At 58.4% G+C, this 20,363-nt stretch carries 19 protein-coding genes and 2 pseudogenes; 12 read left to right on the top strand and 9 right to left on the bottom strand.

What is annotated here, in order from left to right; all coding sequences use genetic code 11:
- Positions 1–105 precede the first annotated feature (105 nt).
- The 4 genes from N2602_RS30920 to N2602_RS30905 all read left to right on the top strand — a co-directional run bounded on the left by N2602_RS30920 (position 106) and on the right by N2602_RS30905 (position 4,202).
- Entirely contained in the window at positions 106–1,095 is a 990-nt protein-coding gene (locus N2602_RS30920) for an ABC transporter substrate-binding protein (RefSeq protein ID WP_260380425.1), read from the top strand.
- Positions 1,096–1,304: 209 nt separating this feature from the next.
- A complete protein-coding gene (locus tag N2602_RS30915) occupies positions 1,305–1,574 on the top strand; it encodes a hypothetical protein (RefSeq protein WP_260380424.1) in 270 nt (89 codons plus the stop codon).
- 284 nt (positions 1,575–1,858) lie between these two features.
- Positions 1,859–2,833, top strand: a complete 975-nt coding sequence (locus tag N2602_RS30910; RefSeq protein ID WP_260383737.1) for a GDP-L-fucose synthase — start codon at positions 1,859–1,861, stop codon at positions 2,831–2,833.
- A gap of 61 nt (positions 2,834–2,894) precedes the next feature.
- A complete protein-coding gene (locus N2602_RS30905) occupies positions 2,895–4,202 on the top strand; it encodes a WcaI family glycosyltransferase (RefSeq protein WP_260380423.1) in 1,308 nt (435 codons plus the stop codon).
- Between the two features lie 104 nt (positions 4,203–4,306).
- Here the strand turns inward: N2602_RS30905 and gmd are convergent, their stop codons facing one another.
- From gmd to N2602_RS30875, 6 genes are all read right to left on the bottom strand, one after another.
- On the bottom strand, positions 4,307–5,398 hold the full coding sequence (gene gmd, locus N2602_RS30900) for a GDP-mannose 4,6-dehydratase (RefSeq protein ID WP_260380422.1): 1,092 nt from the start codon (positions 5,396–5,398) through the stop codon (positions 4,307–4,309).
- A 265-nt stretch (positions 5,399–5,663) separates the two neighbouring features.
- Entirely contained in the window at positions 5,664–6,230 is a 567-nt protein-coding gene (locus tag N2602_RS30895) for a transglutaminase-like cysteine peptidase (protein WP_260380421.1), read from the bottom strand.
- Between the two features lie 474 nt (positions 6,231–6,704).
- On the bottom strand, positions 6,705–7,064 hold the full coding sequence (locus N2602_RS30890; RefSeq protein ID WP_260380420.1) for a hypothetical protein: 360 nt from the start codon (positions 7,062–7,064) through the stop codon (positions 6,705–6,707).
- Positions 7,061–8,236: an ERF family protein gene (locus N2602_RS30885; protein WP_260380419.1), complete on the bottom strand. Its 1,176-nt coding sequence runs from the start codon at positions 8,234–8,236 to the stop codon at positions 7,061–7,063. Before N2602_RS30885 ends, N2602_RS30890 begins: the two co-directional genes overlap by 4 nt.
- Positions 8,220–9,083 carry a YqaJ viral recombinase family protein gene (locus tag N2602_RS30880; RefSeq protein ID WP_260383736.1) on the bottom strand — a complete coding sequence of 288 codons (864 nt, stop codon included), beginning with the start codon at positions 9,081–9,083 and terminating at the stop codon, positions 8,220–8,222. The genes N2602_RS30885 and N2602_RS30880 overlap by 17 nt, the downstream gene beginning before the upstream one ends.
- Positions 9,084–9,918: 835 nt before the next feature.
- Positions 9,919–10,149: a hypothetical protein gene (locus tag N2602_RS30875; RefSeq protein ID WP_260380418.1), complete on the bottom strand. Its 231-nt coding sequence runs from the start codon at positions 10,147–10,149 to the stop codon at positions 9,919–9,921.
- A gap of 754 nt (positions 10,150–10,903) precedes the next feature.
- On the opposite strand from N2602_RS30875, the gene N2602_RS30870 reads away from it, so the two are divergent.
- From N2602_RS30870 to N2602_RS30855, 4 genes and pseudogenes are all read left to right on the top strand, one after another.
- On the top strand, positions 10,904–12,814 hold the full coding sequence (locus tag N2602_RS30870) for a recombinase family protein (protein ID WP_260380417.1): 1,911 nt from the start codon (positions 10,904–10,906) through the stop codon (positions 12,812–12,814).
- 182 nt (positions 12,815–12,996) lie between these two features.
- Positions 12,997–13,627 (top strand): annotated as a pseudogene (locus N2602_RS30865) (tyrosine-type recombinase/integrase).
- Positions 13,628–13,776: 149 nt separating this feature from the next.
- A complete protein-coding gene (locus N2602_RS30860) occupies positions 13,777–14,055 on the top strand; it encodes a hypothetical protein (RefSeq protein ID WP_260380416.1) in 279 nt (92 codons plus the stop codon).
- A 138-nt stretch (positions 14,056–14,193) separates the two neighbouring features.
- Entirely contained in the window at positions 14,194–14,742 is a 549-nt protein-coding gene (locus tag N2602_RS30855) for a hypothetical protein (RefSeq protein WP_260380415.1), read from the top strand.
- Positions 14,743–14,901: 159 nt separating this feature from the next.
- On the opposite strand, the gene N2602_RS30850 is transcribed toward N2602_RS30855, so the two are convergent.
- A complete protein-coding gene (locus N2602_RS30850; RefSeq protein ID WP_260380414.1) occupies positions 14,902–15,558 on the bottom strand; it encodes a hypothetical protein in 657 nt (218 codons plus the stop codon).
- A 285-nt stretch (positions 15,559–15,843) separates the two neighbouring features.
- Between N2602_RS30850 and N2602_RS30845 the strand changes: the two genes are divergently transcribed.
- The 3 genes from N2602_RS30845 to N2602_RS30835 all read left to right on the top strand — a co-directional run bounded on the left by N2602_RS30845 (position 15,844) and on the right by N2602_RS30835 (position 18,238).
- Positions 15,844–16,242: a hypothetical protein gene (locus N2602_RS30845; RefSeq protein WP_260380413.1), complete on the top strand. Its 399-nt coding sequence runs from the start codon at positions 15,844–15,846 to the stop codon at positions 16,240–16,242.
- A 552-nt stretch (positions 16,243–16,794) separates the two neighbouring features.
- A complete protein-coding gene (locus tag N2602_RS30840) occupies positions 16,795–17,721 on the top strand; it encodes a tetratricopeptide repeat protein (protein ID WP_260380412.1) in 927 nt (308 codons plus the stop codon).
- A gap of 319 nt (positions 17,722–18,040) precedes the next feature.
- Entirely contained in the window at positions 18,041–18,238 is a 198-nt protein-coding gene (locus N2602_RS30835) for a hypothetical protein (RefSeq protein WP_260380411.1), read from the top strand.
- A gap of 448 nt (positions 18,239–18,686) precedes the next feature.
- On the opposite strand, the gene N2602_RS30830 is transcribed toward N2602_RS30835, so the two are convergent.
- Both N2602_RS30830 and N2602_RS30825 read right to left on the bottom strand, forming a co-directional pair.
- Positions 18,687–18,914, bottom strand: coding sequence for a hypothetical protein (locus N2602_RS30830; protein ID WP_260380410.1), 228 nt, complete (start codon positions 18,912–18,914; stop codon positions 18,687–18,689).
- Positions 18,915–19,182: 268 nt separating this feature from the next.
- Positions 19,183–19,404: a hypothetical protein gene (locus N2602_RS30825; RefSeq protein ID WP_260380409.1), complete on the bottom strand. Its 222-nt coding sequence runs from the start codon at positions 19,402–19,404 to the stop codon at positions 19,183–19,185.
- Positions 19,405–19,743: 339 nt separating this feature from the next.
- Between N2602_RS30825 and N2602_RS30820 the strand changes: the two are divergent.
- Positions 19,744–20,333, top strand: a pseudogene (locus N2602_RS30820) (RNA ligase family protein).
- Positions 20,334–20,363: the final 30 nt, after the last annotated feature.

The following is a 20,363-nucleotide window of genomic DNA, read 5'->3' as shown; positions in this document are numbered from 1 at the left end:
GTTAGGAAGATCTCGTTGCCTCGAACCCAGTCCCGGCGGCGGACCCGGCCGAGCGGGAAGCGCTACCTCGCCATTGGCCTTGCTGTTGTGGCTTTGGTCGGAACCGTGCTTCTCCTTCTTCGCCCCGATGCAGCCCCCGTACGAGCTCCGACGACCTCCACGGCCGTCGCAATCAAGCTCCTCCTGGATGGGCCATTTGGCGCGCGGTTCGGCGGCGAGCTCGCTGCATCGAGGCAGGGGTATTTCTCCTCCCGCGTAGAGTTGGCTGCGCAGCCCGAACCCGACTTCGTCCAGACGATTGCACGCCAACATGCCATCGGCGTGACGGGCGGCCAGAAGTTCCTGCTGGCGAGCTGGCGCGGGGTCCCCGTCACCGCCTTCGCGGCAAGCTTCCTCGATACCTCCGTCGCGATCTTCACGCTCGAAAGCTCGGGCTTGCGGCGGCCGATTGACCTGGTCGGAAAGCGGGTCGGGTATCGCAGAGCGAGTGAGGGAGACGTCGTCTTTGATGCCATGATGGCACAGCTCGGGCTGCCCCGCAGCCAAATTACCAAGGTCCCGGACCGCGACAGCTTCGATGCGCTCCGTTCCGGAGAGGTGGATGCAATCATTGCCGCCATCGATGAGCAGCCCGATCCCTCCAGTCCGACTTTCGTGAAGCTGAACGTGATCAAGCCGCAGGACTACGGGATTCATGTCCCAGGCCTCGTCTATTTCGCGAGCAATGGTCTCATCCATGACCAGCCGTCCGTGATCGCCGACGTCCTTCAGGGCGTCATCCGAGGGTGGCAATTTGCCTACTCGGACTATGCACGGAGCGTGCCCGTTCTCGCCGGCGCCGACCCGGCCAAGCTTAATTCCGAGCGGTTGAAATTTGAGCTACAACAGCAGCGTCCCCTCGTGCTGCCGACGGGCGGCCGTATCGGCGACTACGACGAAAGCCGGTGGCGGACGCTTCGGGATATCCTCCTCTTTGCCAAGCTCGGCGAGGAAGATGTGCCGCTGGCTCGGACGGTCAACTACCAGTTCCTTCGGGATGTGTACCGCCGTTCACCCGACCTCGCTGCCCCGGGCGCCTGGAGCGAGGAAAAATAGGACCAAGAAGCCACACTCGGGCGCCATATCATCCCAAAAGCCCTCCGACGGCCCGGCATCAGTTGCATTTGCGCCGGTGGCCTTGGTAAAGTTCGGTTCATTATTTGGGCTGGTCGCGGAGTGGCCTTGCGAACCGGCGACGTCGGTCGGCTGGGATCTGACGAGCGCTGTCGGGGATCAAATCCGCCAGGAGCGAGGAGCTATTTGGGATGTTTAAGACGTTGATGCGAGCAGGCCTTTTGGCCGTTACTGTTACCTTCTGCGCGGCGAGCGGAGCGAGTGCCGCAATGCAGATGCCCGCACCGGCCCTGCTCACGGGTGAAAGCCAGGCGACGCCTGTGACGTTCTGGGCGCAGCCCTATCCCTATCGATATGTGCCGTGGCGCCGTTGCCCGCTGGTGCGGGTCGAGACGCCCTATGGCTGGTACATGGACCGGGTTTGCGCGCCTGTCGGTCCTGTCTTGCGCCGGGCGTACTGAAGTTGAGCTAACCGGCGGCGGCTGCCGTTTTCGACGATCTTTCAAGGCAGCTGCACGACCGATGCGGCTGCCTTGCTCGTTTTTGTTTCATTGTGTGCTGATCTTTTGTGCGCGCAGCGCAGGTTCACCATGAATATCTTGTCCGGCCAGGACAGGCTGTCGCATGGTGAAGATTGTGTTACCTGTCTGGCGGGGCTGCATCGGCAGCGTAATTGCATAATGCGGCGGTAGCCGGATCTCGCGGGAGCGATGCTCCGGCGAACCGAACGCTGATAGAGGATACGATGACAGGGGCTTCAATCTACGATCTCTCGGGCAAACGTGTGTTTGTCGCGGGTCACCGCGGCATGGTGGGATCGGCTGTCGTCCGTAGGCTTGCGTCAGAGAACTGCACCATACTAACCGCCGACCGGCGCGAGCTGGACCTCACGAAGGAAGAGCCCACGCTGCGATGGCTCGAGGCCAACCGTCCCGAAGTTGTGGTGCACGCCGCGGCTAAGGTCGGCGGTATCGCAGCCAACAACAATTTCCCGGTCGACTTTCTCTGCGACAATCTTGCGCTGGAATTGAGCGTGATCCGCGCGAGTCATATGGTCGGTGTGCAGCGCCTGCTGTTCCTCGGCTCGTCCTGCATCTATCCAAAGCACGCCAAGCAGCCGATGGCCGAAAGCGAACTGCTAACGGGGCCGCTTGAGCCCACCAACGAGTGGTACGCAATCGCCAAGATTGCCGGCCTCAAGATGTGCCAGGCGTATCGTCGGCAATATGGCGATGATTTCATCTCGGTGATGCCGACCAATCTCTATGGCCGCGGCGACAATTATCATCCGGATCATAGTCACGTTCCGGCCGCGTTGATCCGGCGCTTCCACGAAGCCAAGCTCGCCAATGCACCCAGCGTCTCGGTGTGGGGCACCGGCACGCCGCTCCGCGAGTTCCTCAATGTCGATGATTTTGCGGATGCCTGCATTTTCCTTTTGAAGAATTATTCGAGTGACCTGCCGATCAATGTTGGCAGTGGCGACGAGTTGTCGATTGCCGAATTCGCGACCACAGTAGCCGAGGTCGTGGGCTACCGCGGCCAGCTCGCGTTCGATACGTCCAAGCCTGACGGAACGCCACGCAAGTTGCTGGATAGCTCGAGAATCCGAGCGCTTGGTTGGCAGCCGAAAGTTGCCCTGCGGGCCGGCTTGGCGGCGGCCTACGCAGATTATCTCGAAGGTTACGGGCGTCATCTGGAAGTCGGCGCAGCGCGCTGAGTAGGCTAGTTAGAGTGCTTGAGAGTTTTTTATTCTGAAGTTTGAATTGGGGCGGGGCTTTATGCGTGTTCTCTTGGTCGGCATCAATTATGCCCCCGATCTGATCGGCGTGGCGAAATATAACGCCGAGCTCTGCGAAAGTCTGGTAGCCGAAGGTCATGAAGTCAGAGTGATTACGGCGCCTCCTTATTACCCCGCCTGGAAGATTCCTCCGGCATTCAAGTCGTCGTACTTCAGACCGAGCGATATCGACGGAGTTCGAGTGACGCGTACGCCGATTTATGTGCCCGGACATCCCTCTGGCGTTAGACGGCTGGTCCATCACGCTTCATTCGCGTTCACGAGCGCGGCGCCGATTCTTTTTGAGGCGCTATCCTGGCGGCCCGACGTGATGATCGCTGTCGCGCCATCGTTGATGTCCGCCGCCTTGGTCTCCTTTGTCGCTCGTCGCGTCGGAGCCAAATCATGGCTTCACGTGCAGGATTTCGAGGTGGACGCGGCGTTCGATCTTGGTCTGCTGCGCAATCCCTCTCTGCGAAAGTGGATGCTTCGAGTCGAAGCGGCGATCCTCAAATCGTTCGATAACATCTCAACCATATCTCAAGCGATGATTGAGCGGTTGATGATCAAGGGTCTGAGGCCCGACAAAACCGCCGAGGTGAGAAACTGGATTGACACCACCGCGATCTGCCCGGGGTCTCGAATGACCAAATACCGTCAGGAGCTGAAGCTGGGCGAGGACGACCTCGTTGCACTCTACTCAGGAACGATGTCCAACAAGCAAGGCCTTGAACTCGTGATCGAGGCAGCGATCGGGCTTGAACAGAGCCATCCGCATATCCGCTTCATTCTCGCAGGCGAGGGACCTCATAAAGGCAGGCTCGAACAGCTCGCCGCCGGACATCGCAATATCCATTTTCTCGGGCTTCAGCCCAATGACAGCTTCAATCAGTTGATGGCCACGGCCGATTTCCACCTGATTCCCCAGAAGGCCGAAGCCGCCGATCTGGTGTTGCCCTCGAAACTCGGCGCAATCTTCGCATCCGCTCGGCCCGTCATTGCGATGGCTGAAGAAGGTACCGGTCTTGCGGCGGAAGTCACGGGTGCAGGCCTCGTGATTCCACCAGGAGATTCTTCGGCTCTCGAGGTAGCAATTTGCCAGCTTAGTGAAGCGCCAGCCCTGCGTGAGCATTACGGCGAAGAAGGAAGAAGGCGAGCCCTTGATCGCTGGGATCGACGCACAATCGTGCGCCGGTGGTCGGAGGCCATGACAGGGCAGGGCAATGCGAAAGGGCAGACGACTGTCGGCCCGACGGGCCCTGCCAATGATATTGGGCTTCCGGTGGAGGATGCCGTTCGGTCGCCCTGAGACATTCGATCGCGGTTGGACGTGGTGATGTCGTCCAAAGAAACGAGCGCCGCGATGGGCGCTCATTCGCTTGTTCGGTCGCCTTGCTGGCCGATCTACGAGAACTACTCGTGCCGCGGGTAATATCTAAACCCGTGCTGCTTGATGAGTTCGTCGCGCTTTGCGGCTTCGAGATCTTCCTTCATCATCTCTCGAACCAGGCTTTCGAACGACGTCTTGGGCTCCCAGCCGAGTTTCTGCTTGGCCTTTGACGGGTCACCAAGAAGAGTTGCGACCTCGGTGGGGCGGAAATAGCGGGGGTCGACGGAGACGACACACTTGCCAGTCTTGGCGTCATATCCCTTTTCTTCGACGCCGCTTCCTTCCCAGCGAACCGTCATGCCGACTTCGTTGGCAGCGACATTGACAAAATCTCGGACCGAATGCTGCACGCCCGTAGCAATCACAAAATCCTCCGGCTTGTCCTGCTGCAGCATCAGCCATTGCATTTCGACGTAGTCACGCGCGTGTCCCCAATCGCGCAGGGCGTCCAGATTGCCGAGATAAAGCCGCTCCTGCAGGCCCAAATGGATGCGCGCCAAGGCACGCGTGATCTTCCGGGTCACGAAGGTCTCGCCGCGGACGGGAGATTCGTGGTTGAAGAGGATGCCGTTACACGCATACATCCCATAGGCTTCGCGGTAATTGACCGTGATCCAGTAGGCATACAGCTTGGCGACCGCGTACGGTGAGCGCGGATAGAAAGGCGTGGTCTCCCTTTGGGGGATCTCCTGGACCAAACCATACAGCTCCGATGTTGACGCTTGATAGAAGCGCGCCTTTTTTTCCAAGCCGGTAATGCGCATGGCCTCGAGGATGCGCAAAGTGCCGAGAGCGTCGGAATTCGCGGTGTATTCCGGTTCCTCGAATGAAACGGCAACGTGGCTCTGGGCCGCGAGATTGTAGATTTCGTCTGGCTGCACTTGGCCAACAATCCGAATCAGGCTCGAAGAATCCGTGAGATCGCCGTAGTGAAGCCGGAAGGGCGGATCGGGCTCGTGCGGATCGAGATAGAGATGATCAATGCGGTCCGTATTGAAGAGGGAGGTTCGGCGCTTGATGCCGTGGACCTCGTATCCCTTCTGCAGAAGAAGTTCGGCCAAATAGGCGCCGTCCTGGCCGGTGACGCCGGTAATTAGTGCTCGTTTCTTTGTCATATCAATCCCAAAATGGAAATTTGTGCTTACACGAAATTGACTTGGTTAGGGAGGGTGAAACGGAGCGAAAATCAAGCTTAGATTAACGGCGTTTGGCTCAGGCGGTAAGGCCAACGATCTCCCAACAGAGATGTAGCGGGCTTCAGTGGTGTCCGTCCCGCCCTTGGCGTGGCCGGACTACCAAGCGTCCGAGCCGCGCAAAAAAAAGCGGATCGGATCTGACGACGGCTTTTCAGGCATGAGCCGGTTGTCGCCAGAAGGCTACTTAGAAGACTACAAATTCCCGCGTCCACCGTTGTGGATCCGTGCCCGACTCCGCCCGCACGATAGTGAACCGATCCAACGCGTCGACCAGCGGCGTGACGACCGGGCTTAGATTGTCGAGCACGAGAACCGCTCTTCCCTCGCGCACGAGCAGCACGAGGTGGTGCTCTCCGGTTGCTCGGATGACGACCTCTGCGAGAAGGAGTGCCGAACTGGGCCAGCCGGAACGCAACAGCAGATGGCGCTTGGTGACGGCGTAGTCGCCGCAATTGCCTTCGTAGGGGAATATCTGCCACTCCGCGTCGCGCCGACTTGCGGGCGGATCTTTCGGCGTTATGCCGAAATTGACCGTTGAATTGATCTGGGCGAGTTCTCGCCAGCGTTGAATTGAGGAGCGGAAGTCTCGGATCCTGCGATCGTCGTGGCGCTGGCAATCCTCGGGATATTGAATGCAGAATTGCGAGAACGACAGCGGCGGCGTCACCGCTTGAGATTCGTAGCTTGAATAAGCGGGCTGGCCGCAAACGCAATACATTATGGCCAGCATGCGGACCGCATGCCTGATCATCGAAAGTTCGCCTGACATTTCTGATTGCTAGACGAAGTATATTGCGATGCGGTGGAAGCGCTATGACAATTTTGAGGCACTTTTTGCCCAATTGTGGAGCAAGGGGCGCGCGCTCGATCGACATGGAGGTCGCCTGCTGCGGCTCCATCATCCCGTCCTTGGAAGGCCGCCGTCCACATGACGCTAGCCTCCATGCAAGGCTTCATCAGCGAGACCTCTTCGAGGAAGCCTGGCGCCCCTTGGCTGACCTCTAAGGCTAGCACCATGGGCAAGATCTGCCATATTCGAGCGCCGAAGGTTGTGAACCTCCTTGAGCAACAATAGCCGTCGAAGCTGTGCTCCGTTCAGGAGTGACTCAAACAGCGAGAGGATCTCGCGCGCCTGTACGTAGACCTCCATACTGATGGCGTGTTGATCGAAGCCGTACGATCCAAGACGGGCTTCGATATCGAGCGCAGCAGAAGCGTCTAGCTGCTAATCCAGGGCGTTATGGATGGTGTAGATTTCGGCTACATCCTGGAAGTCTGGGGCAATGCCGGCCACATCGATCCGACGAAGCGTCATCTCGACCGCCTTGTGGCGATAGGTGCTCAGCAGTCTATGTCGCAGAACCCGATAACGTTGCATCTCCCAGGAGAGTTCTGCGATGTCGATAGCCAGCAGCCACTCGATGGCAGACTGAGGATCGATGTCGCGGAAGATTGCGGCCTGGACCGCATGATAGTGGTCGATGTTTTCTCCGGGCAGAAGTTGAGGCGGAGGACACAGCGCCTCGAACTCAGACGGCAAGACGATCGGCGGCTGCGGTGGAGGCAGGCTGACAGGCCCATTCATTGACCTCGCACCTCCGATTGCGAACGTGACGTCGGCGCATCGATGTTTGCTCCGTTGGTCAGATGGACGGGGCTGGCATCCCAAAGCTCTTTTGCGATCGGCAGCGGTGAAATTTGCAGATTGGTCCACCAGGCTCTTTCGTTTCCGTGCCGGTGCAGAGATTGGTGATGGGATCGGCAAAGCGGCACGGTGAACTCGTCGCTGACTTTCCGCCCCAGGGTCCGCGGTTGAGCAAACTTCAGGTGATGCGCGTCAGCGGGGGTCTTGTGGCAGACCAGACATCCCTGGCTGCGGATGAAGGCGAGGTGATCCTTGCTTCGTTTCCGAGGCGGCTCTTTTGGGAAGGCGAGGCCGACCTGCTCTCCGGAGTTGGCAGGTACGTGAACGTCGCTGGTCGGCTCGAAAGGATAATCCTCAGTTAGAGACTGTCCGACCGCTGATATTGGCCGTTGCTCTGCTAAATTGATGTCGGGAAGGGCGGCTTCCTCGAACCTCTTCTGGTAGGCGGCCTCGAGAACGCGGGCGTCCGCCTCCAGGAGAGTGTTCTTCAAGGGAAGGCTGATCTTGGCCCAGGCGAGCAGCCCTTCGCTGTCCTCCGGGAGAGCAAGCTCGCCTAGGAGCCGGTCCAGGAGTTCGGCGGAGCGTTCAGGAGATAACACAGGAGGGCGGTTCAGGACGCCCTTCGGGGGCTTTTCCTTCGGCCCCGACGTGGTCTGAGGCTCGGTGGCAGCCGGTGGCCCTGTCACGACGTCGGGCGCGTCCAAATCGTCCTCTCCGGCGATTCCCACCAAAGCGAACAGCGCATAGCGGCGAGCATAGGTGAGTGCCGCTCCCATCCGATGCGGCGCTTCGACATCCTTGGATGAGCAAACGGGAAGGTCCGAAGAGATCCATTCCCCTGAAGCGTGGGCGAGCAGGGTGGTGAGGTGAATTTGACCGGTCGGCTGCTCGATCCGGGTGGTCTGGATGGTAGCAATCTCCTGCTGGCTCAGCGTCTTGCGGACGATGTCCAGCCCGCTCGCGAGAGAGGCGTAGCGGAAGGTCCGGTTTTCCTCCCGCGGGAAGTGTGACCGGATGACGGCGGTCAGGGCCTTCTCGGGATTCGTCAGTTCGGCCTGGGCCCGGGCAAGGGCGGCCGCGATGGTCCCGATGCGTTCACTGGACTGATGCATGGGAGCCTTCCGCCAGTTGAGCCTCGAAGCTGATCGCGCCCGACTTCGAACGCTTGGCTTTGATACCGTGGCCGGTCGCCTCCTTTGCATCCTCCGGCATGAGCTTTTTCAGATCCGCCTTGGCCGTCTCGTGCTCACCGTGGGCCTCTCGCGTCCGCAGGTAGGTCGCCGCCAGTTCAGCCCATTGGTTGGAGGTCGACATATCGACGACCTTCACCGTCTCGAGTCTCGGGCGGGGTGTTTCGATATTGAAGAGGACGGGCGGCTCGCCGCTTTGAACGCAGCGCCAGAACTTCTTTTCGGCGGTGAGCAGCAGATGTTGATAGAGCGGGTCGGCGTGGATCCTGATCTCGACCCATTTGCCGCCGCCGGTGATGATCGATAGAACGGCGCTTCGGGATGCGGTAACCCACATGTTGTGTTGCAGCTGAGCCATGTGCTTCTCGGCGGCGGCTTCTTCTGTGAAGGCCCAGGGCAGCATGAATTTGGCCTCGAACACCGCGCCGGTCTGTTCGACAGTCCCGTCCAGCGTCGCCGCCATCCATTTGTGCATGGGGTGCCGAACACGCTTCTGGATGTCTTTGACGGTATGGCCGCTTGCCCGCTGATACCAGGCTCGGTTCAGGACCTCCGTCACGGTGCCGAGCTGAACGATCAAATTGTCAGAGAGATCTTCAGGCTCCACTTCGCCCCGCTTTTCACGCCAAAGCCGGACCAGGCTCTCCTGGTCATCCCCCATGATGATGCGGGCGTCTGAGCCGCCGATGAAATGGCGGCGGTCGTTTGGATTGAACCTGATGATTGAATGCTGTGGCTCGATTTGGCCATCACTCTGTACGCTACGCACCGGTATCTCCCACTTCAAGATCAGCGGCGGTCCTCGCCGCACTGCCTGAAGCCCCGCATCCGCGAGGTGAGATACCGGCGCCGCCATGGCGCCTCCGGCCGACTCAGTAACGCTCCAATTGCAGGAGAATGCCAGTCCTTTCTGCAGCAATCTTGTTGCTCTTATCGCCGGATTTTCCGCGATCGCCCGCCCAGCATGCCTCGCTCTCACAAAGTGTCAAATCGAAGCCAATCATACGAGCCTGCGGGATGAGCAGTTGTGTGGCGACAACTCCGCGGACATTCTGATCCGCCGCACAGGGCGGCGACAGTTGCATGCTGTGCCGGATGGAGGAATCGTGCGGGCCTGAAAGTCAGAGCGCAGTGAATGACCTCAGAGCGGAAGATCGAAGCGAACCGTCAGAACGCCAAGCGAAGCACTGGGCCCAAGACGGAGGTCGGAAAGGCAAAGTCGAGCCGCAATGCCCGTCAACACGGGCTCTCGCGTCCGAGTATGGAGGAGGGTGCCAGCTCCGACACACTAGGCCGCACGACCACGGCAGGATTTGAGCAGCAACAGAGCTCAGTTGCCGTGGATGATCTTGTCTGTTCCAATCTGCGACTGGGTCGCATCCGGCAAGCCCGCCACCAATTACTTGCCGCGTTGTTGGAATGCCCGAGCCCGAAACTCGCGAAGCGTCTTGCTCGGTTGGAGCGCTATGAGAGGCCAGCCCGGGCCGCGCAGCGGCGTTTCCTGAAGCACTGGCTAAAGCAAGGCTGATTCCGAGCACGCTGGATAAGTACGCGCTTAGAGAGTCTCGTCAAACCCTTGCTGTTGCCTCGCGCGAGTGGAGGTCTCAATCTTTCACATCGTGCGTCATTCGAGCTAGCAACGTAGCGGCATCATGAAGCCGTCCGGCTTCGTATATCAACTGCTCGATATCCATAGACACCCGGATCGCTTCAGCCACGCCACCTACTCCTGCACAGGCCCGTGCCGCCCTGGCGATCTGTTCAGCCGCCTTCAGCTTGGCATGGATCTCCGCAAGGCAAGCCTTGATGGCGGGTTCGATGATGTCTGCTTCCATGGGCGGTCGACTCCGTTGAGAGAATGAACTACCGAAGCACGCTCCGTTCGGTGCCGAAGTCCAGCTCTTTCAGAGTAATCTTGTGAGACGGACTTATCAGAGGGGCTGGAATATGTCTGACTGGATCCTCGCGACCATCTGCCTACTCGTCCTTGTCGGGCTTATCGGTTTTTCGTTTAGACAAGGACTAAGAGTGAAGCCTGACAGGGAGAACCGTGACAATTGGGACCGTTACGGCGGCCCTCCGACAACCCCTACTGAACAAGAATTTCGCTGAGGGTCAAAAAAAGCCGCGGCCCGGTGAAGTGCGTCCCTGCGTCCGGTCTACTGCCAACAGCAGACATCCAAATCGGATCAGCCTTATTCAGCTAAGGGTCAAACTGAGAAGTCCGGGCGCTCAACCCTCAGGTCGGCTTTGCTCCCAACTCCAGACAAACCGCTGCATCGGCCAAACTGACCGGATGGGCCAAAAAGCTGTCCATCCTGCTTGACTATGATCGGCTCATCTCCAGGAAGCTGACATTGAGGCCCGACGCGATTCGCAACGGGGGCCAGTTGTTGGCGCATAAGAGCGACATCCCAGAAGGCCCCTAATCGCAAATTCGGATTAAGCTGAAAACCTCATTCGGCCGCTTCAGCCAATTAACCCATTCGTGCAGTCGGCGCGTTCTTTTGTTGCTGTTTTAGCTGGACGGAAGACGGACCCCTACCTAGCCTCGGACAGCGGCTGATTCGCCCAACGAGCTGGCTGGCGATGCAGTATGATCTCGCGACTAGCAAGGTTTGGTCTGGCGCCACGACGCGCGCGGCGCAATATCTGCGGATGTCGTCCGACAACCAACGCTACTCAACCGAGAACCAGACGAATGCCATCGCCGAGTACGCCCGGCAGAACGCATACCAAATCGTTGCGACGTACATCGACGCCGGCAAAAGCGGCCTGTCTCTGAAAGGAAGGGACGCACTCAAGCAGCTCCTGAGCGATGCCCTCGCGGCCCAGCGCAAATTCGACGCCGTCCTGGTCTACGATGTGAGTCGGTGGGGAAGGTTTCAGAACCCGGACCAGGCGGCCCACTATGAATTCCTCTGCCGGCAGGCTGGAGTGCGCGTCGTTTACTGCGGTGAGCCCTTCGGCGAAGACGTTGCCCCCATCACCACCATCGTCAAGCATTTGAAGCGAGTGATGGCGGGGGAATACAGCCGCGAACTGGCTGCGAGAATGTCGCGCGCGAAGCGCCAGCAGGCGCAGCTAGGTTTCCGCCAGGGCGGATCGCTGATCTATGGCTTCCGCCGCCTCCTTGTTGACGCTGGACGCAATCCGAAACAAGTCCTTAAACGCCGGGAACGCAAGGCGCTTTCGACAGACAAAGTCATCGTCGTTCCAGGACCGCCGGAAGAGCTTGCGGTGATCAAACGCATCTTCCGCATGTACGTGCGTCAGCGGATGACAATTGCCGACATTGCCCGGTGCTTCGCCAATGAGCGGATCAAGGGCTACGATGATGGTCCCTTGAAGCGGGTCACCATCCGGCACGTCCTGTCAAACGAGCTCTGCATCGGCCGGATGACGTACAACTTGACGACCCAGACTTTGCAGGGACCGGCCATCAAAAATCCTGAGCAAACATGGACGCGCTATTCGGCGTTTGACCCGATCATTCCTGTTAAGGTCTTTCGGAAGGCCCAGGAGCTGCTTCGACAACGTGCGAACCGGCATTGGAACCGAAACACCATCATGAAGTCTTTGAAAGCGTTGCTCGCGAGGGAGGGCTACCTTTCATACTCCTCAATCAATGAAAGCAAGAAAGTGCCGGCGCCCGAAACCATCATGAGCTACTTCGGGTCGCTTCATGGCGCATATGACGCAATAGGGTATACGCCGCCGCCTATGTCGCCATTCGGTATAAACTCGCTCCATTGGAGCAAGAAGGATATTCTGGCGGGCCTGCGGAAACTCCATAGTGAGCACGGGCAGATCTCTACGCTGCTCATTGACAGGTCAAGCGAACTGCCTTCGAGTGTCCTTATCCGACGGTACTTCGGGTCCATCCCAGAGGCCATGCGGCAAGCGGGCCTACCGGCCCTAACGCATAGCCAGCGCCAGCAGCTCATGTGGAAGCGCCGCAAAGCGAGAGGGTGTGACGACTATTACCATGGCGTTCACTGGACCGAGCCAGAACTACTTGGAGCCCTGCGCCAGCTTGAGGAGCAGAACGGCTACATGTCGGCCAATCTACTCGACCAGAACGGTGTAACCCCAAGCGCCTATTACTACGCCAAACGGTTCGGCTCGCTCGACGAAGCGAGGGCCCTTGCGAACCTGCCACCTCGGACGGCCTCCAGCATCATGAAGGCCGCCTTGCAGCGAAAGAAGGAAGGCAAGAAGATTATTGGTCGCCGGCCGCGCCATGAAAGACAGCGGAGCCGCCTATGGCATCGCTCGGATGACATCCTCGCCGGGCTGAAGCGGCTTGCGAAAGAGAAGGGTCGCGTGTCAGCACGGCTGATTGACGCGGATGGGGACTTGCCGTCCTGGGGGACCGTAGTCCGCCACTTTGGTTCGCTGAAAGCGGCATATGAACTTATCGGCTTGGTTCGCCTACGGGGAAAACCTGCACGCTTCGGCTTGCCTGCGAAGGCAAGCGTTCAGCGAGCCTCCGCGTGACAAGGTAGGCACAACCTTACAACGCGGACATCTGCCGACCTGCGATATCAGCTAAGGGTCAAAGTCGGTCCTGTCATAGCTATAATTGGAGCCAAGTACGTCTCCAATCGTCTGCAAGCGGACGTGGAATTGGAAGCGCTCCGGGCCGACAATGACCCGCCTCACTAGCTGAGGAGGTCAACATGACCGTTACCCCAAACACCGTCCACACCGTCTCGAAGCACCTTCCTTGGAACAAGGGGAAGATCGTCGGCGCAAAGCCGCCGCTTCGTCCGAAGCACGTCTGGTCAATCCGAACCAAGCTCCAGGTCGAAGGCCAAATGCGCGATCTAGCACTGTTCAACGTCGCCATTGATAGCAAGCTGCGCGGCTGCGACGTCGTTTCCTTGAAAGTTGATGACCTCGCGCCGGGTGGATATTCGGCCGACCGCGCGACCATCCGACAGCAGAAGACCGGCCGGCCAGTCAAGTTTGAACTGACGGAATCGACCCGGCAGGCAATCGATGATTACCTGCGGGTTACCGGTAAGAAGTCAGGAGAATACCTATTCAGTTGCCGGCGGCTGAGTGGACATATGACGACCCGCCAGTATGCCCGCCTCCTCTCCCGCTGGCTCGCCGACATCGGATTGGACCCGCATCTGTTCGGGACGCATTCCCTTCGCCGGACCAAGGCGACCTTGATTTATCGCCGAACCGGCAACTTACGAGCCGTGCAGCTGCTTCTGGGACATACTAAGATCGAGAGCACCGTTCGATATCGGCATCGAGGTCGACGACGCCCTCGCGATTGCAGAACAAGTCGACGTCTGACTTCGGGGGCAGAGCAGACGCGCTCTGCGCTGCCCTCACAGACCGCTCCGGGCCAATGGGCGAAGTCTGGCGTGCAAGCTGGTCTGATGCAGCTAATTTGAGCCGTTTGAACAACACTATTTACAAAATTATATGGGAACAGCCTGGGGATGGATTGGATCATTGCCCTTGCGTTCTTCGGCTATTGTTGGTGGCGCGTAGCACGAGCGCACGAACATACTGCTGAACTCGCAGCAACAGGAATTTTGCGCTCACCGTTGTACTGGGTGTCGAACGCGCTGGTTGCCATCCTTCTAGCGCTGGTGCTGTACATCGCCCACATTCACGGTCAATCGCCAGTTCCAGCTTTCCTTTGGTTCGCCGCCTTTGTGATCATCGTGGCTTTGCTTTTCTTGCGGCGCGCGTTGAAATGGCGCTACCCCGTTTAGGCAACCAATAGGGCCGACTTGAGCAACCCTCCCAGCTCCGCAGCATTTGACGGCCTTCAGCTTCGCCTCTGGCTGGCGACCCTTTCGGCGGGCGATCTGTCCGTCAATGAAGGCGCTGCGGCTTGTCCCGGAGGCACGATGATAACGTCAGTAGGCAGCGCCAACGATGCGCTGTGGTCGCAGATGGAGCATGCAGGTTGGACGAGAGCGATCACGGCGGACCCGGCGTCCATACCAGGCGTAACAAGCGCCTACGCGCTAACCGAGACCGGTGCCCGTGCCGTGGCGAAAGCGCTTGCTGAACTCGTCTCCTGGAATGCCCAGATATTGGAACTATTCAACCGCTTCGACCTGCACAGCGCGCCAGAGCACATGCGACAGTTGTGCAGCCTGCATGGCCGATTGACCCTTCGAGCAGCGGCTCAACTGGCCATCGCAAAGAAGGTGAAGCCCGGCTCCGAGGAAGCTCAAACTCGGCAACGTGACTGCATCTCCGCTCTCGACGAGGTAAGCAAGGGTCTCCTGACGGCCGGGCAATACATCGTTGAAGCCATTGCGTTAGGCCCCGAGAGCGATGCTGGATGGGACCGCTTGGAGCGGGTCAATAAAGGCCTGCGGTATGCCGAGCAGTGCCTGACGGAGTGGGCGACTGAGATGCGCATTAAGCAATCCGGATGGCCCTCCTGAGTTATGGCAGCGGAGACCCGGACAGGCTGACCAAGGTCCGCTGTGGGTCAAAGGCTACCCTCGGAAGAAAGCACGCCCTGGTCAGGTACTCTCTCGGGAGCGGACATCGCCGCGCTCAGGGCTGAGGTCGGCCACGGGCCAAAAAGGCGACGTTGGAGATTACGCGCTCATCCCTGCGAGGAGGGACCATTTTGCGCTCGCTTGCGGAGGGCCGCGTTTATCTCGTAAGGCGTCGTATTGGGCGGAAGCCCATTCGTGCCTGACTATATGCCACCCAAGCAAATAACCAATTGCTGCGCCTGCCAACGCCGACAGAACGACTGCTACTGGACGATCGGAAATAAATTGGCCAAAGAACCGCCCTGTTATCGCGTCCAAGAGACCAAATACTGTGACGCCGACGAGCGCGTACAAAATCGGGACAGGGAGCGTTGATCTTATCAACCTCAGCGCGCCATTCGATTGTTGCGGAGCTTCATGAACCGGCAAGGTAGTTTGCTTCGGTTCAACGCCCCGCGACCTTGCGCGACGAAACCCGAGTACTAGAGCAAAGAGGGCCGGCACAAAGACAATCAGATAGGCGAACCCGATCTGCGAAGAGCCCGAGTTGAAATGGGGAAGAAACGAGAAATTCGCGAATACGAGGATGACGGCCGAACAGACAACAATCAATTGTGCGCACACGATGCAGAAAAGATATCCGATAATCGAGCTTTTGGTTTGTCCCGCGATCCAGGTGCCTGCCCAACGGCTGGGAGCCACGAGAACTCCGAACACGACAAACCAAACACCTAAAATTGCAGCGAGTGCTGACATGCAAGTTCCCCAAGGCGCCGCTTGTAGTTTAGAAACCGATTTGGAAAGAAACCGTTGCGGGTACCAATACCCCAAGCAGCACCTGGTTGCGCTCTATTAACTTCCGGTTGGGCCAAAACCGGACCTTCTGGAAGTGTCAACCCGGAGGCAACCATAGGAATGGTCAGAGCGAGCATATCCACGAAGACAAGTATAGATTGCAGCGCCACTCGCGATAGGTTTGCCTCGTTGTCTGGAAAGGCACAGCATGTTCCCGTCCTTGCTCGGTTCGATTGACTTAAACCCATGAACGAGCAACGTCTTGCGTCGGCTTTGAAAGGGTGGCTGGCGAGTTGTTTCGCCGCGGCAGTGACTCTTTTTCTCGCTGGACTGATTAATCAAGTTAGGCATCCCAGTGGACTTACCCCCGCCACCTTGGCAGTGGGTATTTTTGTCGCATTTGTACATTTGACCTTCATCCTGATGATAACGGCTGCTCCAGCGGCTGCTGTCGTTTTGATAACCAGCGTCCTACATCTCCGATCGATCGCTGTATTCGCAGTGAGCGGTGCTGGCGTCGGCTGGCTCGGTCAACGCCTGATTACTCCGTGGCCTGACACCACGATGTGGACATACGTGTTCGCCGGCTTCGTTGCTGGCTGCACTTACTGGTTTGTTGCCGTGCGCCGCGAACAGTCCAACTGACACAGCGAGCTTCGCGACGCTTCTGAGAGAGGCTCGTGCATAAAAAATGTGGCCTATGGTCTAAGGATCGAGAACAAAGAGACCGACACCATGCCCATTCTTCTACTAGACATAGATGCGTGGGGCGCATTTTGGCTATTGATCTACGCGACGGCTGCTGGCCTGAGGGCCAGAGCGCAGGACTTGTGGTTCTGGATCATAGTGGTGTTCATCGCCTACTTGGCGTTCGAATACACTCGGGCTCACTTTCGGCAGCGCCGTCCAGCAAGAGACCGAGATTGACTTCTTAGGCTGCAACGCGCGAGATCAACCTGGATGAAGGGCGCCGGCCAGCGTCCGCTTCGGGTCATTCACGTCGAGTTGGTCGCATCGCCGCCACGTCCGGTCTGGCCTCAACTACCGTCTTGCCGCACGCTATCGCGATCTTCGCCTTCGGGCCAACAAATGCATGCGAAGGCCTCGCTAATCTGGCTTCGCAACGGCGAATAGCCTCTACTCGCTTGACGATCGTTTAACCAAAACAAGCGTTAACGTTGCAGTGTTCCATGGGCCTTGCTGCCGATTGAGTTACCATCGGCAAAAGCGTTTTTCAGCCCGGAAAAGCAAATGAAAGTGGGCTTAGAGTTAAGGCGGGTCCTGCGCGGGATTGCTTTCCTGTCCGTGCTCTGGCCCTTCTGTTCTGCGGCAATTGCGTCTGACGCCGAGACTTACCAGACGGCTGCTGCCGTTGCCGTAAGCAAGCTGGACTTTGACCGAGCCATTCAAATCTACTCCAAAGGGCTCGAACAGCAATTCAGTCTCAAGGACCGGGCGGAGCTGCTGCGGATGAGGGGTGTAACCGCTCAGCTGGCGAAAAGATGGGATCAAGCCGAAGCCGACCTTACCGCGGCCGTCGAAATGGTCGGCTCTGCCGACCCGCGCGCTTATCGGAACCGCGGCTTCTTCTATCACCACCGAGGTCACTTCGAGCTTGCGCTGGCCGACTACACCGCCGCGGCAAAGCTGTTCCCGGATAACGGGGCTTTCCCCAACGGTCAGGGACTGGCGCTTATGGAGCAGGGCAAATTCGACGAAGCGATCCAACGGTTTGACGAAGCGATAAAGCTTGAGCCGACATCAGGTCTATTCATGCTTGGTAGAGCCGAGGCCTACAATCGTTCGGGCCGACCGCAAACCGCGCTGGAAGATTACGACAAGGCGTTGGCACTCGGACATCTCACGCTAAGCGATACCTTTCAACTTCGCGTGGGCGTCGGAGCTGCTCATGTCAAATTGAAGAATGAGAAGGCCGCGATCGAAAGCTTGGATAAAGCTGTCGAACTCGACCCCAATTCGACTACAGCCCTCAGGTACCGAGGCCTAGCTTACGAACGGGCAGGTGAGCTTGATCGTGCGTATCGCGACTACGAGACCGTCTTAACACTACATCCAGGCGACGAACTTGCCGAGAAGCGGCTGCAGAGGCTCCGCGCGAAGTAGGGATCAAAGGACGCTGATCTACAACTATTGCCTCGGATGGCTGCTCGAGTGGCCTCGGAAACTGAAAGCATCAGGTCCGCTTCGGGTCAAATTGGAAGAACTCAGGTTGAGCAAATCTGGTCAGCTCCAGGTCGGTGAACTGATTTCGATCTCTTGCAAATAGCGGCGGTCGCTTACTTGAAAAAACTCGACGAATTGCACGACGACCGATCTGCGAGACTCGCGGTAGATAAAATTTTGGCCGAGCGTTTAGAGTCACGCAGTGCACAACCCGACACTTAGCTTCAGGCAAGTAACACTAGAAGAAGGAACGAGCAGCATGGCAGACAAATCCGCTAACTCAGATCGGTTCGCGCGCGAACCACAAAGACGCATCGCCGCAGCGACAGCAATCGGCATGAATGCCTTGACCCCAATCATGCGCTTTCAGGTCTCAATGCTGAGGATGTGGGCCGATAGTATTGAAAGGTTCGCAGGCAATTACAAAAAGGGTTGGAAGAAACCGCGGCCGCCGTAGAGGAACAGTCAGACAAGGAACGCGCCGCGTAGATCAACGCGAATGGTCACGTGGAGTCCGGCTCGTTCGGCGTGGGTTGCGCGGCGTGCTTCCCGAATAGTCGGAACAGGGTCAAAGCGGCCGGTGACGTAAACGAAGACCGGCATCTGCTATACTGCTAACAACGGGCGTATCCACCACGCCCCCGCAGTCCGGCCGCGATCCGACCCCCAAACCACTAGAGCCCGGCGCGTTGATGGGGGCCAGGCCCATGGCGGTTACCGGCAGGAACCCACCCGTAAATTTCCCAAGTGCTGACCGCTGGGCTGACTGGTTAACTGGCGCCGTTGAGCGCCACACACATGAAAACACCGAAGCCAAAGCAATGGGCCGAACAGGAGGTCCGACGATTAATCAGGTTGGCTCGGCAAGGAGTTGCCGCATCGAAGATCGCCGCCGAATTGGGCCGTCACGCTGGCTCGGTGAGGCGAATGGCGCGAACGATGGGAATACTGGTTAAGAAGTAGCCGTCAGAGATGACGACCCGCGCTGCTCGCTGGGCACTCGCAGTGTCGCCTCTAATTTTGCAACGATGTCTTATGAGGGCCAGTGCGAGCGGATCGGTGACATCGCGCTCCATCATGCGGTAGCGCATGATCTGATCTTGAAGGTCGTGTTGGTCCTCTTCGTCGTCCATGACTCGCTCCGCAACTGAGCAATTCGAGCAAGCAGCGGATCGAACGGCGTTTCGGATGGTATGGGCGACAACCATTCAGAACAGCCCGATCCAGGCGAAAAAAGCAACTTCGACTAGGAAAGTGGTGCCCATGATGGCGACAGTGAGAACTGCGTCGCCTGCCGGCAAATGGGTCATGCGCGCCTCGCGTAGATGCGAAGCCCCGAGCCAAAAACCAAACTACGGATGCGCCAGAATGTTTCGGTTCCAACGAGACGCGAAGCACACCTTAGCGTCTTTCGAGTTCCTTGATTGCCAGAGTGGAAATCTTCGAAGCGTCCTTGATGCCGGTCTGCGCGATTTTGATGATCGTTTTCGCAACCATTTCCGTTAGCGGGTCGTCGCGATCCTTGACGCAGAGGGCATGCAACGTTTGCTCGTATGCTTTGGTAATACAGGCAACCTCTTTCGGTGCCATGCCGTGGGTTTGCAAATGCAAATAGATCGCCATCTCACCCTCGGAGCCCGTGGCCTCAAAGGAGGACCTTACCACGGGAACTAATTGTGCAGTGCGAAATTGCCGGAGTTCGGAGCGGTCCGTAAGTGCGGCTGCTGAAAGCTCAATCTGCGCGAGTCACCCAAAACCGAAAGGGGCCGCCTCACAGCGACCCCTTGCCGGTTACAATCTTGTTCGGGATGAAATGCCAGCCCCGGCGCTATCTACTTAAAGGTATCGGTGTGCAGGGGGAGTCCGGGTAACTACCGCTCCGACGCTACAAATTTTCCCGTAGATGCCCATCTACGGGTCTGCCGACCTGCCAAAACGGCCGAGAATGCCTATTTTTCCCGCATGCGTTCATTTGACTTTTGCCTGCCGACCAAGGGCACTACGGTCCCGAACGGCCCCGATTGGCTCCATGAAGTGAAATACGATGGCTACCGCCTGCGCCTGGAGCGCGACCGCGACCGCGTGCGCCTGATCACGCGCGGCGGTTATAATTGGACCAGCCGCTATCCATGGATCGCCGAGGCTGCGCTGAAGGTCCGGCAGAAGCAATTCGTGCTGGACGGCGAAGCGGTCGTGCTCGGCGTCGATGGCGTTTCGGATTTCAACGCGTTGCACTCGCGCTGCACGATCATGAAATGCAGTTCTGTGCCTTCGATATTCTCGCCGAAGGCGGTGACGACCTGCGCATGCTCCCCTTATCGGTGCGGAAGGCGAGCTTGGAGCGCCTGTTGGCGCGGCGTCCCGAAGGTGTCTTCGTCAATCCCTTCGAACGCGGTGAGTTTGGGCCTGATGATCTGTTTCGGGCGGCCTGCAACATGGGCCTTGAGGGACTAGTGTCCAAGCGCCGGGATCGTCCTTATGAGGGCGGTCGCTGTCGCTATTGGATCAAAGTGAAGAACCGCAAGCATCCAGCGATGGAGCGCGAGCTATGAGGAGCAGAGCTTGCTCGCGCTTGCTTCCGC

This window comes from Bradyrhizobium sp. NC92, from assembly GCF_025200865.1.
In the GTDB taxonomy this organism is placed as follows: domain Bacteria; phylum Pseudomonadota; class Alphaproteobacteria; order Rhizobiales; family Xanthobacteraceae; genus Bradyrhizobium.
This window is presented reverse-complemented; position numbering and strand designations above follow the sequence as displayed.

Excerpts from the sequence above, each read along its gene's own strand:
- N2602_RS30895 (WP_260380421.1), bottom strand. The coding sequence starts at position 6,230 with ATGATCAGGCATGCGGTCCGCATGCTGGCCATAATGTATTGCGTTTGC.
- gmd (WP_260380422.1), bottom strand. The coding sequence starts at position 5,398 with ATGACAAAGAAACGAGCACTAATTACCGGCGTCACCGGCCAGGACGGC.
- N2602_RS30910 (WP_260383737.1), top strand. The coding sequence starts at position 1,859 with ATGACAGGGGCTTCAATCTACGATCTCTCGGGCAAACGTGTGTTTGTC.
- N2602_RS30835 (WP_260380411.1), top strand. The coding sequence starts at position 18,041 with ATGGCAGACAAATCCGCTAACTCAGATCGGTTCGCGCGCGAACCACAA.
- N2602_RS30825 (WP_260380409.1), bottom strand. The coding sequence starts at position 19,404 with ATGGCGATCTATTTGCATTTGCAAACCCACGGCATGGCACCGAAAGAG.
- N2602_RS30915 (WP_260380424.1), top strand. The coding sequence starts at position 1,305 with ATGTTTAAGACGTTGATGCGAGCAGGCCTTTTGGCCGTTACTGTTACC.
- N2602_RS30830 (WP_260380410.1), bottom strand. The coding sequence starts at position 18,914 with ATGGACGACGAAGAGGACCAACACGACCTTCAAGATCAGATCATGCGC.
- N2602_RS30890 (WP_260380420.1), bottom strand. The coding sequence starts at position 7,064 with ATGAATGGGCCTGTCAGCCTGCCTCCACCGCAGCCGCCGATCGTCTTG.
- N2602_RS30855 (WP_260380415.1), top strand. The coding sequence starts at position 14,194 with ATGATAACGTCAGTAGGCAGCGCCAACGATGCGCTGTGGTCGCAGATG.
- N2602_RS30885 (WP_260380419.1), bottom strand. The coding sequence starts at position 8,236 with ATGCATCAGTCCAGTGAACGCATCGGGACCATCGCGGCCGCCCTTGCC.
- N2602_RS30850 (WP_260380414.1), bottom strand. The coding sequence starts at position 15,558 with ATGTCAGCACTCGCTGCAATTTTAGGTGTTTGGTTTGTCGTGTTCGGA.
- N2602_RS30870 (WP_260380417.1), top strand. The coding sequence starts at position 10,904 with ATGCAGTATGATCTCGCGACTAGCAAGGTTTGGTCTGGCGCCACGACG.
- N2602_RS30860 (WP_260380416.1), top strand. The coding sequence starts at position 13,777 with ATGGATTGGATCATTGCCCTTGCGTTCTTCGGCTATTGTTGGTGGCGC.
- N2602_RS30875 (WP_260380418.1), bottom strand. The coding sequence starts at position 10,149 with ATGGAAGCAGACATCATCGAACCCGCCATCAAGGCTTGCCTTGCGGAG.
- N2602_RS30905 (WP_260380423.1), top strand. The coding sequence starts at position 2,895 with ATGCGTGTTCTCTTGGTCGGCATCAATTATGCCCCCGATCTGATCGGC.
- N2602_RS30845 (WP_260380413.1), top strand. The coding sequence starts at position 15,844 with ATGAACGAGCAACGTCTTGCGTCGGCTTTGAAAGGGTGGCTGGCGAGT.